The organism is Rugamonas rivuli, assembly GCF_009380165.1.
Classification (GTDB): domain Bacteria; phylum Pseudomonadota; class Gammaproteobacteria; order Burkholderiales; family Burkholderiaceae_D; genus Rugamonas; species Rugamonas rivuli.
Genome location: NZ_WHUF01000004.1, coordinates 111,887 through 124,580, shown reverse-complemented (window position 1 = coordinate 124,580; position 12,694 = coordinate 111,887). Strand labels below are relative to the sequence as shown.

At 62.5% G+C, this 12,694-nt stretch carries 9 protein-coding genes and 1 tRNA gene; 3 read left to right on the top strand and 7 right to left on the bottom strand.

Translation table 11 applies throughout. From position 1 onward, the window contains the following. Positions 1–58: 58 nt before the first annotated feature. The 5 genes from GEV01_RS15595 to GEV01_RS15575 form a co-directional block, all read right to left on the bottom strand. Positions 59–1,105 (bottom strand): aldo/keto reductase, encoded by a 1,047-nt coding sequence (locus tag GEV01_RS15595; RefSeq protein ID WP_152806019.1) that lies wholly within the window; start codon positions 1,103–1,105, stop codon positions 59–61. Positions 1,106–1,116: 11 nt separating this feature from the next. After that, positions 1,117–2,157, bottom strand: a complete 1,041-nt coding sequence (locus tag GEV01_RS15590) for a quinone-dependent dihydroorotate dehydrogenase (protein ID WP_152806015.1) — start codon at positions 2,155–2,157, stop codon at positions 1,117–1,119. Positions 2,158–2,189: 32 nt separating this feature from the next. Continuing rightward, positions 2,190–2,918 (bottom strand): arginyltransferase, encoded by a 729-nt coding sequence (locus GEV01_RS15585; protein ID WP_070269293.1) that lies wholly within the window; start codon positions 2,916–2,918, stop codon positions 2,190–2,192. 74 nt (positions 2,919–2,992) lie between these two features. Next, positions 2,993–3,721, bottom strand: a complete 729-nt coding sequence (aat, locus tag GEV01_RS15580; RefSeq protein ID WP_152806012.1) for a leucyl/phenylalanyl-tRNA--protein transferase — start codon at positions 3,719–3,721, stop codon at positions 2,993–2,995. A 15-nt stretch (positions 3,722–3,736) separates the two neighbouring features. After that, entirely contained in the window at positions 3,737–4,312 is a 576-nt protein-coding gene (locus GEV01_RS15575; RefSeq protein WP_152806009.1) for an NUDIX hydrolase, read from the bottom strand. A 173-nt stretch (positions 4,313–4,485) separates the two neighbouring features. On the opposite strand from GEV01_RS15575, the gene GEV01_RS15570 reads away from it, so the two are divergent. Continuing rightward, positions 4,486–4,562, top strand: a tRNA-Met gene (locus GEV01_RS15570). 78 nt (positions 4,563–4,640) lie between these two features. Beyond that, complete coding sequence (locus GEV01_RS31420; protein WP_152806006.1) at positions 4,641–6,182, top strand: tyrosine-type recombinase/integrase; 1,542 nt, start codon at positions 4,641–4,643, stop codon at positions 6,180–6,182. On the opposite strand, the gene GEV01_RS15560 is transcribed toward GEV01_RS31420, so the two are convergent. Then, complete coding sequence (locus tag GEV01_RS15560; protein WP_152806003.1) at positions 6,179–7,951, bottom strand: P-loop NTPase family protein; 1,773 nt, start codon at positions 7,949–7,951, stop codon at positions 6,179–6,181. The genes GEV01_RS31420 and GEV01_RS15560 overlap by 4 nt on opposite strands. Positions 7,952–7,997: 46 nt before the next feature. After that, entirely contained in the window at positions 7,998–8,573 is a 576-nt protein-coding gene (locus GEV01_RS15555; RefSeq protein ID WP_152806001.1) for a hypothetical protein, read from the bottom strand. A 239-nt stretch (positions 8,574–8,812) separates the two neighbouring features. Here GEV01_RS15555 and dcm point away from each other — a divergent pair, with 239 nt between their 5' ends. Beyond that, complete coding sequence (gene dcm / locus GEV01_RS15550) at positions 8,813–12,661, top strand: DNA (cytosine-5-)-methyltransferase (protein ID WP_217428419.1); 3,849 nt, start codon at positions 8,813–8,815, stop codon at positions 12,659–12,661. Positions 12,662–12,694: the final 33 nt, after the last annotated feature.

The window sequence follows — 12,694 nt, the reverse complement described above, 5'->3', positions numbered from 1 at the left end:
ACGAATGGTTACGTCTAATGATATTCAAGATTTGGATAACGTGCAGGAGACTGTTGTTTTACTGGCCTGGATTGGGGATGCGGGCATGGATGGCGTCGACCTGGGCCAACACTTCGGGCGGCAGTTGCAGACTGTAGGCGTCGATGTTTTCCTTCAGCTGCGCCAGCGTGGTGGCGCCGATGATGGTCGAGGCCACGAACCAGCGCGAGTAGCACCACGCCAGCGCCAGTTGCGTCGGCGTGATGCCGTGGTCGCGCGCCAGCTTCGCGTATTGCGCCACCGCTTCCAGCACCTGCGGGCGCAGGTAGCGCGGGCTCCACGTCGGCGGGAACAGCGTCAGGCGGCCGTGGGCTTTCGGGTTGTCGTGATACTTGGCCGTCAGCTGGCCGAAAGCCAGCGGGCTGTACGCCAGCAGGCTGACGTTCTCGCGGAAGCAGGTCTCGTCCAGCAGGCTGGTTTCGTAGTGGCGCGCGGTCAGGTTGTACAGGTTCTGGATGGTGGCGATGCGCGGCAGGCCCTGCATCTCGGACTGCTTGACGAACTCGTTCACGCCCCAGCACGATTCGTTGGACACGCCGATCGCGCCGATCTTGCCTTCCTTGATCAGCTCGCCCAACGCGGCCAGCGTTTCCTCGATCGCCACGCTGGCGCGCTCCAGCTTGGGATTGAAGGCGCTGGCGCCGAAGATCGGCACGTTGCGGCTGGGCCAGTGCAATTGGTATAAATCGATATGGTCGGTTTGCAGCCGCTGCAGGCTGGTGTCGACCGCCGCGCGCAGATTGGCGGCGTCGAAGTTCTGCTTGCCGCCGCGTACCCAGCTGATGTTCGCGTTGGGACCGGCGGCCTTGGTGGCCAGCACCACCTTGCTGCGCGCGCCCGTCTTCTTCAGCCAGCTGCCGATGTAGCGTTCGGTCGCGCCCTGCGTTTCCGCGCGTGGCATCACCGGATACATTTCCGCCGTGTCGATGAAGTTGATGCCGCGCTCCAGCGCGTAGTCCAGCTGGCTGTGGGCGTCGGCTTCGGTGTTCTGCTCGCCGAAGGTCATCGTGCCCAGGCAGATCTTGCTGACGTTGAGGTCGCTCGTGCCGAGTTGAGTCTGCTGCATGCCTGCTCCTGTTATTTGCCGCGTACGGCGTCCGCGCAATCGCGCACCAGTGCCGGGCCTGCGTAGATCAGGCCGCTGTACAGCTGCACCAGTTGCGCGCCGCAGTCCATTTTGACCTTGGCGTCCGCGCCGCGCATGATGCCGCCGACGCCGATGATGGGCAGGGCATCGCCCAGTTCGGCCTTGAGCAGACGGATCACGGTGTTGGAGAATTCGAACACCGGCGCACCGGACAAGCCGCCCGCTTCGGCGCCGTGCAGCATGCCGGTGACGGCGTCGCGGCTCAGCGTGGTGTTGGTGGCGATGACGCCGTCGATCTTGTGGCGCAGCAGCGCGTCGGCGATGTTCTTGACCTGGTCGCCATCCATGTCCGGCGCGATCTTCAGGGCCAGCGGCACGTAACGCTTGTGCTGGTCGGCCAGGCGCAGCTGGGCTTCCTTCAAGGTGCCCAGCAGGCCGTCCAGTTCCGAGCCGCCTTGCAGCTGGCGCAGGTTCTTGGTGTTCGGCGACGAAATGTTGACCGTCACATAGCTGGCGTAAGGGTAGACTTTTTCCAGGCAGTGCAGGTAGTCGTCGGTGGCGCGTTCGATCGGCGTGTCGGCGTTCTTGCCGATGTTCAGGCCCAGCACGCCGGCCTTGTCCTGGTAGAAGCGCGACGACTGCACGTTGGCGACGAAGGCGTCGACGCCGCCGTTGTTGAAGCCCATGCGGTTGATGATGGCGTTCGCTTCCGGCAGGCGGAACATGCGCGGCTTGGGATTGCCCGCTTGCGCGCGCGGCGTCACGGTGCCGACTTCGATCGAGCCGAAGCCCAGGTCGGCCAGCGCGTCGATGTAGGCGCCGTCCTTGTCCAGGCCGGCGGCCAGGCCGACCGGGTTTTTAAACGTAATGCCCATCACGGTGCGTGGATCGGCCTTGGGCTGCTTGACCAGCTTGGTCAGGCCGAGCGCGGCGGCGCGCTTGAGTGCGGGAAGGGTGAAATGGTGTGCGGCTTCGGCGTCCATCGAAAACAACATCGGACGGGCCAGCGAGTACAGGAATTTTTCGGACATGGGGAGCTCAGGTTGACGTTCCCCGTATTTTATCAGGCGTCCAGCACGCTCCACACGCCCTTGATGCGCGCCTCCAGCGGTTTGAAGTTGGTTTTGTAGGACATTTTCGGACTTTCCTTGATCCAGTAGCCCAGGTAGACATAGGGCAGCTTCAGTTCGCGCGCCTGGGCGATCTGCCACAACACGTTGAAGGTGCCGTAGGACGCGCCCTCGACATCGGGATCGAAGAAGGTGTAGACCGACGACAGCCCGTCCGACAGCACGTCGATGATGCTGATCATGCGCAGCGTGCCGTCCGGCTCGCGGAACTCCACCAGGCGCGTGTTGACGCGGCTTTGCAGCAGGAACTGCGCGTACTGGTCGCGGCTGTCCTGGTCCATGCCGCCGCCGGCGTGGCGCTTGCTCTGGTAGCGCAGGTAGAGGTCGTAGTGCTCGTCGGAGAAGGACAGCGTGGCGACGCCCGCCATCAGGTCGCCATGCCGGCTCCATGCGCGGCGCTGGCCGCGGTTGGGCGCGAACTGGTCGGCCACCACGCGCACCGGGATGCAGGCCTGGCAGCCGTCGCAATATGGCCGATATGTAAAGATGCCGCTGCGGCGGAAGCCGTTCTTGACCAGTTCGGAGTAGACGTCGGCGTTGATCAGGTGCGAAGGCGTCGCCACCTGCGAGCGCGCCTGGCGCGCGTCCAGATAGCTGCAAGGGTAGGGCGCCGTGGTGTAAAACTGCAGCGTCGCGAAAGGGAGATCGTTCAGGTGCGTCATGCACGTCCTATCGGGGGCGGTTTGTTTATACCTATGATAGCGCCACTTTCGCAGCGGCGCTCGCCACCTTTAGCTTAACTGTCCGCAGCCAGCGGTGCAATGGGTTCCCACTCGGTGATCTGAGGCAATTCAATTGTGTTGCGCAGATGCGCCAGGAATTGCGCGCGCGGTATCGGCGACGCGCCGAGCGAGGCCAGGTGGCCGGTCTCCTGTTGGCAATCGATCATCGCGACGCCGTGATCGCGCAGGAAGCGCACCAGATAAGCCAAGGCGATCTTGGAACCGTCGGTGACGCGCGCGAACATCGATTCGCCGTAGAACATGCGGCCTATCGAGACGCCATAGGCGCCGCCGACCAGCTGGCCGTCAAGCCACAGCTCGGCCGAGTGGGCGTAGCCGAGTTTGTGCAGGCCGGTGTAGCCGGCGATGATGTCTTCCGAGATCCAGGTGCCGGGGCCGTCGCGTCGCGGCGCGGCGCAGGCGCGCATCACCTGTTCGAAGGCAGTGTCGAAGCGCACTTGCCAGCGGCCGCCGTTGGCCATCTCGCGTTCGACTTTGCGCAGGGTTTTCTTCAGGCTGTCCGAGATGCGGAAATTTTGCGTCATCAACACCATGCGCGGATCGGTGCTCCACCACAGGATGGGCTGGCCTTCGGAAAACCAGGGGAAGATGCCGTTGCGGTAGGCCGTCAGCAGCCGTTGCGGCGACAGGTCGGCGCCGGCCGCCAGCAGGCCGGGCGCGTCGGTGGTCAGCGCCTCGGCGACGTCGGGGAAGGGGCTGTCGGGATCTAGCCAGGGAATCATAGGTACAGCGTCACCTTACGCCAGGTCCGAGCGCATGTTGCGGGTGATGTCCTGGGTGTGGAAGCCGTAGCTGCCGCCCTCGCGTATTTTGACGCGGTCGGCGAAGAACAGTTCCAGCGTGGTGCGGATGGTGGGGAAGGCCAGGTCGTCCCACGGGATCTCGGCCTCGGTGAACAGCTGCACTTCCAGGCTTTCCTCGCCGGGTGCGAAGTCCAGGTCGAGCAGCGTGGCCAGGTAGAACATGTGGACCTGGTGTACGCGCGCCACGTTCAGCAGCGTGAACAGCTTGCCCAGTTCGATGTTGGCGCCGGCTTCTTCCTGCGTTTCGCGAATGGCCGCCTCGCTGGTGGTCTCGTTGTTTTCCATGAAGCCGGCCGGCAGCGTCCAAAAGCCGTGGCGCGGTTCGATCGCGCGTTTGCACAGCAGGACTTTCAACTCACCGTCACCTTCCCACACGGGGATGGAGCCCAGCACCATTTTCGGGTTCTGGTAGTGGATGGTGGCGCAGTTGCCGCATACATAGCGCGGGCGGTTGTCGCCGGCCGGAATGGACAGGCTGACAGGGGAGGCGCATTCGGAACAGAATTTCATAGGGGGATAGCTCAAGTCGTTATGTAGGCTCACGGTGCTTACTTTACACCGATAGTCGCCTGCGCGGCATGGCCTATGCCTATAGGTAACTACATATATTCGGGCTATCGCGGCCGATTTCAGGATTAATATTGCCTAACGTAAGGATTTGCCCTATAATACGTACATACAGACGCGGGGTGGAGCAGTCTGGCAGCTCGTCGGGCTCATAACCCGAAGGTCACAGGTTCAAATCCTGTCCCCGCAACCAGAACACAGCAAGCCGTTGATTCTTCAAAAGGAATCAGCGGCTTTTGCTTTTCCGGGTGCGCCACCTAGTGAGCCACCTGTGCAAATCAAAGCCCCACGCCTCTACCGCAACCGCTGCGGCGTCTATTACTTCCGCGTCAAATCCGGCGGAAAAGAAAAACGAATCAGCCTCCGCACCAAGTGTTCCAAAACTGCTAACATTCTCGCTCTGCAACTCAATCTTGATTTGGAGCGGAGGCGGGACATGGCTGAACCCAAGCTGTCGGACTTCAACTTCGATTTGGCGACTCTGCGCCGCTACGAGATCGCGCTCAAAAATGGGACCGCCATCCGCACCGACGGCTCCGCCGAAGAACACGCGCGCGTGATGGAGATGATGGCCGAGATCGATCGGGTTGGCATAATCGACCTTGAGGACCGGCCCCTGCGCTCCGTCACCGCCAAGCGCGCCAAGTCCGAGCCGCTCACGCGGGCCGTGGACAAGTGGCTCGCCAACTGCACGGGCAAGAACGGCGGGCGCACCGTGGACACGAAGGGCTACCACATCAAAGACTTCTTGGAGCGCATGTTTCCCTTGGTCGAATCCGTCGAGCTCTGGCTCGCCGAGCATGAGAAGGTCGAGTTCAACAAGAAGCGGGCTCTGCACGCATGGGAAGAAAACAAGGCCGCCGGCCGCCATGCCAGCGCCGACATCGAAGCCAGCGCGCTCGACAAGCAAACGCTTGTGGAATACAAGGACGCGCTGCTGACCATACCGCAGACTTCGAAAACCATCGACAACAAGCTCAGCACGTTGCACGACTTCTTCAAATACATGATTGGGCATGGACTGCACACCAAGCTCGACAGCAACCCCGTCGAGGGCATGTTCATCCTGACCAAGGACGCGCGGAAGAAGACCACCAAAGCCTATCAGCCCTTCACCGAGGATGCGCTTGCCAAGCTCTTCGACTCCGCGCCATACCTCGACGCGATGGGCGGAGCGCCAGACTTGTTCTGGGGGCCTCTCCTTGGCGTCTACACCGGCATGAGGATCGGCGAGGTCACGCAGATACGCTGCATCGACGTCCACAAGGCGCCGCGCACGGGCATCCACTACATACACGTCTACAAGAGCAAGACCGTCGGCGGCATTCGCAACGTTCCCATCTGCGACGCGCTGATCGGCCTAGGCTTCCTTGAATATGTGAACGAGTGTCGAGCGGCCGGAGCGGAGCGGCTGTTCCCTCATCGGCTCCTCATCAATCACAGCTATTCGAAAGAGCTTTCGGCCGCGATGCTTGAATACCAGCGCGCCCGACGCATCAAAGCCCCACAGACGAGCTTCCACTCGTTCCGGGTGAACGTCATCACACAAATGCACGACAACGACGCCGAGGCGGGCAAGATCATGAAGATCGTCGGCCACGACGACGGCGAGGGCCACGCGGTCCATTGGGGCTACGTCCGCGAGCTGCACAAGCTCAAACCCGTCGTGGACGAACTAGCGTGGCCCATCGACTTGCAGGCGTTGAAATACGACGGCCGGTTCGCCGGCTTTTTGGCGGATCGGAACAACTGGGCGCAAGAGAAGCCTGCGGAATCGGCCCAGAACGGCCAAGAGAAGCAATCCAAGCGCTAGTCGTGGCCAGCCGCGCCCTCGGCCACGTCGGCGTTGACGCCTTGGGCATCCGCGTCCTGCTCTGGTTGATCCAAAATGCGCTCGAGTCCGGCCTCTCTGAACACTTTGCGGATGGCTCGACTTAGGCGCGGAATTGGGTTTGCCTGGCAGATGGCGCGGCAGGCCGTGGCGAAATGCTCCAAAGCGTCGGCGAAGTCCGCCGCATAGCCTTCGCGTCGGGAATACAAGACCACATTCGCGCGTAGGAAGTCCCGCAACTGCGGTCCCGATGTTGTCTTGATCGTCTCCTCGTAGGAGGCGACAGTCGCATCGCGCATGGCTTGACTATTCACGCTTTCCCAGTTGGCGTTGTCGCCAATGCGAAGACATGCTTCCAAAAGAGAAGGAATGGGTTTGAGACGCCTTTCGGCCTCGGAGAAGGCTGCCTCCATCTCTGGGTGCAGTGGCTTGTTGTCGTAGTTGTCTGGACGATGGGGAGGCGGCTCCTTCTCTTTGAAGCCGTCGATCCAACGCGCGATGATCGTCTTTCCGACTTCGGCTCCGCCCGGAACATCGGCCAACCTATCGTGAAGCGCCGTGGCGGCATAGGCATCCAACAGGGCGGCGCCCTCCGCGAGTTCCGCTCCGAGAGATAGAAGCTCCTCGTCCGTGACCATCGGGTGCCACTGCTCCAACTCGAAAAATCGGCTGCACTTCTCGCGAAGCTCCATCACGTTCTTCTCGTCCACGTAGCGGTTCACTATGGAATCCACCCGGTGGGAATCCAGCAACCCCGATGTCAGGAAGTCGAGCAGCATGCGCTCGTAGTCGTCGCAGTTGTTGATCTTCAAGTCGTCCAGTAACGCGCCCCACTTCTTTTCCTCTGGCGGGCGCGCGGGAGCATCTGCGAAAACGCTGCCCGGCCGCCTGATCGCCTCCTCCAACTGGAAGTTGGACGAATTGAATGCCATGACGAAATCGAACGAGGGGCCGTTGTCCAAGCCATGATGATGTATGGCGCACATGAGGACCGTCGAGGGGATGGTCCGAGCCAACACCTCGTCCGTCAAATTGTCGCGATCTCCAAGAACCTTGTTCACCGTCCGTATGATCTTTTGGATGATGCGTATGTTGGAAATTTTGCAGACCTCCACGGCGCCTTCGATGTGGGGCGCGTATTTGGATGGCTCCTCCCCGAGTGCGATGTCAAACGCCTCCTTAGGTGTCGTGGCCAACGCGATCTCGTGGTCGATCACCTTCTCGCGCAGCTTGTTCCACATGTCCTTGTCTTCGAGCTTGTCGGAGTTCAGGATCAACAGAATGCGAGAACCGTAGACTTGGGTGAATTCATCGATGAAACCCATCACCTCCTCGATGTTGAGGTCTTTGTGTTTGCGTTCGATGTCGTCCAAGACGATCACTCGATTGCGGAGGATCGCCGGCACGGCAAGCAGCGCGATTTCGTCGAGGGCGGAGAATGCGGGATTGAATCCCCTTGCGAATTTGATCGCCTGCCTGACGGCCCCGGTCACGACCTCGCGCGCGACATGCCCAGTCTTCGAGTCGGGGATAACGCTTTGCACAATCCTCAACTTCAATTGCAGGATGTCCTTGATGCCAAACAACGACACGTAGAGCGCCTTCCTTATGGCGTCGTTGGTCGAATCTTTTTGCACCTGCTTCCACATGTGGCTCTTGCCCGTCCCCCACTTGCCGGACAGGGCGATGACGCCGTTGTCCCGGTCGTCGATCAACTGTTCAAAATTGGCCTTGGTGATGGCGAGGGACATGCTTTTCCTATCTGGCGTGGGGTGGGGATGGTTTGCTGGTTGGGCGCTAGGCGGCCCGGCGCGGACGTTGCGCGCCGTTGCCTGGCCGAGCCACGCGATCCAGCGCGCGGGCTTGGGCCAGGTGGAAGGCCCTCGCGGAGGCGTCGGCCAAGCGCTCGCTGAACTCCCGCAGGGTCAAATCCTCGGCCTTGCCCGTCAGCTTGCCGGCGATGATGGCGGCGCACATGTCCATTGGACGGCCGCCCCTTTGGATCGAGAAGGGCCAAGTCTCCACCGGGCTGGCTGTCGCCATCCACGACTGGAAGCCGAGGATCGGCGGCATTGCCGAGCGCACCAACCGCTTCTTGCCCGCGACAGCCTCCTCGAAGCGCGCGAGGTAGTCTTCGATCTCCGAGGCGGGATACTTGAACTTTTTAGAGACTTGCACGCAGGCGATGGATTCGAGCGACAGTGGATCGATGGGGCGGCGGTCAGTCGGCTTCTTCGCCAACTCCTCGTCTCGGGCGGCGCGGGCGCGGTGGAGCGCCTTCTGGGTCTCGCCCAAGATCAGTGACGCCTCGGCGACGGAGAAGGCTGCGGCCATCTTCTGGTCAGCCGGCTTTTCCCTCAACGCGGCCAGCAAGGCCGTCCCCTTCGCAATGTCTGACGGTTTCCGAATGTGTAGCATGCGCGCCCTCCCTCTGTGTTGTGATTTTACCATGTCGTTTTTTGAGCCCGCGCCGACGGGACGGATGGGACAAACGGGACAAGGAGGACAAACGGGACCAGTGGTTGGGCGACTCGGTTTTGCCCATCGCATTCGCCACACAATCGGCCTCATGTCGGGAGCGCTTCGTTCCCGCGCTGGCGCTGGAGGCGGACATGGAGAAGGCGATGCGAGGTCGAGGCGAGCGGGGAAGCATCCGCCGCGAAGCCGCCATCGCCCCGTCCGCCAAGCGCGTCGTGGACAAGCTTGGCGAGCTGGCGTTCGACCAAGACGGGGCCAAGGCCAGCCTCGAGTTCGCCAAGCATCGCGGGCATTGGATCGCCGAGTTCCGCTTCTCCATCCGCTCTGGGGCCTATCAGGCTTGCACCCTGCCATTGACCACATCCAGCGATGGCTTCGGCACGCGCCCCGAAGCCTTGGCCGGCGCGGCCTCCCGGCTGCTCGAATCCCTGCAATCCTCCATCGAGGGCGAGCAGCTTGCCAAGTCTGGACAGAAGGCCGTCGCCGCGTTGCGCGCTTGGGCCAAGCAGTTCTTGGCGGCCGAGCCGGATGCGCCGCCCGCCGCAGGGCCGTTGTCGGGCATGCGCTTTCTGGATGTCTTCGCAGGCATCGGCGGGTTCCACCAAGCTCTGGCGTCGCTTGGCGCCTCGTGCGCCGGCGCCATCGAGCTGGACGCCAGGGCCAGAGAGACCTACCAAGCGAACCATCGCGGCGACTACCCCGTGCATGCCGACATCCGGGCCGTGGACGCCGGCGCGTATGGCGAGGTGCACATCGTCTGCGGCGGCTTCCCGTGCCAGAGTTTCAGCCTCGCGGGTGGCCGGGCCGGATTCGGCGATCCCGACAAAGGCGCGCTGTTTTTCGACCTGGTCAAGCTGATTGGCATTTTATCCCCCAGCGTCGCCATTCTTGAAAACGTCGCCGGCCTGGCGAACCACGACGGGGGCCGGACGCTCGACGTCGTCTTGGACACCCTGACCCGATTGGGCTACTCGGTCAGCATGCGCCTGCTCAACTCGGGATCGTTCGGCTTGCCGCAGATGAGGGAGCGCCTTTTCCTGGTGTGCATCCATGATCGGGCGCTCGCGAACCGGACGGCCCCCTTCGTCTTCCCCAAGGGCGCGGACGCGGCCAGTGTCGTCGCCGACATTCTGGAACCGAAGCCGAAGACGGCTCCTTGCGGGCGGGCATGGGAGAGGACGAAGCCCAATCCCATCGACCGATCCGGCAAGATCGAGGTGGTCGGGCTCATCGAGGGCAAAGGGAGCCAAGGCTACCGAATCGCCTCCCCACTGGGCAAAGGCTTCACACTGTGCGCGAACTCCGGCGGCGCTGGCGGGAAGACCGGGCTCTACCTGGTGGACGGCAAGCCCCGCGCGCTGACGCCGAGGGAGGCGGCTCGGATGCAGGGCTTCCCGGAGGAGTTCGAGCCCCACGCGCTCCGAAGCGTGGCCCTGCGCCAGTTCGGGAACTCGGTTGCGGTTCCGGTCGTCGAGGCCATCGCCAAGGCTTTGCCCATCAAGCGCTCAGCGCCGCGCGGTGGCGGCCACGCAAATGAAGGCGACACGCCAAAAAAGGATGGTGGCGACGCGATGAAACGGGCTGCGCCTTCTCGGATGAAAGCCTGCCGCGCGCGTCCGCGAGTCGCCTTGGCGCCCGATTACGCCTTGTGGGCCAAAGGCTTTTCAAAAATCCGCCACTCGCCGGCGGAGGCGTTTCGGAAAATCAATTTCCGTTGCGAATTTCGTTGTAGGATTGACCATCGCTATTTTTTGGAAAGAAGGGATGGCCCGCCCATGATCGAATCGTTGAGCATCGCGAAGACCGCGACCTATGGCCTCGCGCCGCAAGTCCTCGACCGCCTCGCGCGATTCAACTTCCTGTTCGGCACCAACGGCGCCGGCAAGACCACCATCACCAAGGTCATCGCCAATCCCGGCGCGCATCCGCATTGCGCCCTCGCCTGGAAGAAGGGGACGCCATTGGAGCCGATGGTCTACAACCGCGACTTCATCGAGCGCAACTTCAACGCCGCCCCGCGCCTCAAAGGCATCTTCACCTTGGGCGAGCAGGACATCGCCAACCTCGAGGCTATCGCGGCGAAGAAGGCCGAGCTCGACGGCATCGGCAAAACCATCGAGCAGTTGACCAACACGCTGCAAGGCCAAGATCAAAAGTCGGGGAAGAAAGGCGAGCTCGCCGACTTGGAGGCCCACATCAAGGGCAAGTGCTGGGACCAGAAGCAAAAGCACGACGGGGATTTCAGCGAGGCGTTCACCGGCGCCCGCAACAGCTCGGAGCGGTTCAAGGACCGCGTCCTGACGGAGCTGGCGTCGAACAACGCCGAGTTGAAATCCTTGGACCACCTCCGGGACAAGGCCAAGACGGTGTTCGGGACGACGCCGGTCGTCGAGGCCGCCGTTCCGGGCCTCGGCCTCGCCGACATCGCCGGCCACGAGTCGAACCCCATCCTCGCCAAGAAGGTGATCGGCAAGGAGGACGTGGACATCGCGGAGCTGATCCAGCGGCTGGGCAACAGCGACTGGGTCAAGCAGGGCCAGGCGTTCTACGAGCGGAGCAAGCCCACTTGCCCGTTCTGCCAGCAGAAGGTCCGGGAAAGCTTCGAGGCAAGCCTGTCGAGCTACTTCGACGAGACGTTCGCGAAGGACACCAAGGCCATCGCCGACCTGCAAGCCGCCTACGCCCGCGATGCCGACGCGCTGGGCGCAAAGTTGAAAGCGGTGGTGGACGGCGGCTCGCGCTTCATGGACATGGAGGCGTTCGAGGCCGAGCGCTCCGCCATTGAGGCGCGTTTGGCGACCAACGCGCTGCTGCTGGCGAACAAGGCAAAGGAGCCGAGCCTGCCCGCCCACATCGAGCCGATGTCCGAGCTGCTGGCGGCCGCCGCCAAATTGATCGCGAGCGCCAACGCGGCCGTGGCCGCCCACAACGAGATCGCCAAGAACATCACCAAAGAGCGGGCGGACCTGACCAAGCAGGTCTGGAAGCACATTTTGGAGGTCGAGCTCAAAGCCGAGCTGGCCGCATTCGCGGGCAAGCGCGACGGCCTCAACACGGCCGTCGCCAAGCTGGGCGCCCAGATTCAGGAGGCCAACACCTCAAAGACGGCCAAGGCGAAGGAGATCAAGGAATTGGAGAAGTCGGCGACGAGCATCGAGCCGACCATCGAGGGCATCAACGGCCTGCTGAAATCTTTCGGCTTCCGCAACTTCACCATCGCCAAGGCCGACGACGGCCCGTTCTACAAGCTGGTGAGGGCCGATGGAAGCGACGCCAAGGACTCGCTGAGCGAGGGCGAGCGCTCGTTCGTCACCTTCCTCTACTTCTTCCACCTGCTCAAAGGCAGCGAGAGCGAGAGCGGCATGACCACCGACCGGATCGTGGTGTTCGACGATCCGGTGTCGAGCATGGACAGCGACGTGCTGTTCATCGTCAGCAGCCTCATCAAGTCGCTGTTCGATCCGGTGCGGAAAGGCGCAGGCGGCATCAAGCAGATTTTCGTCCTGACCCACAACGTCTACTTCCACAAGGAGGTGACCTACACGTCCGAGCGGGGCGACGACGCCAAGGCCGGAGAGCGCAGCTACTGGACGGTGAGGAAAGGGGCCGGCGGCGCCGCCGTCGAGCGCCACAACACGAACCCGATCAAGACGTCCTACGACTTGCTGTGGGAGGAGCTGCGCCGCCCGGAGAAGTCCCCGCTGACCGTGCAGAACACCATGCGGCGCATCTTGGAGAACTATTTCAAGATTCTGGGGCGGATGGACTTCGACAAGATTTGCGACCAGTTCGATGGACAGCAGAAGGCCATGTGCCGGTCCCTGTTCGCCTGGGTCAACGACGGGTCGCACTTCTCGCACGACGACGCCTTCTACACCTTCGACCAGGCCTCCATCGACACCTACTTGGAAATCTTCAAGCAAGTGTTCGAGAAGACCAATCAGCAGGCCCACTACGACATGATGATGGCCGGCCCGCATTGACTGGGCCGGGCCTCGGGGCCGGCGCCTGGCTTG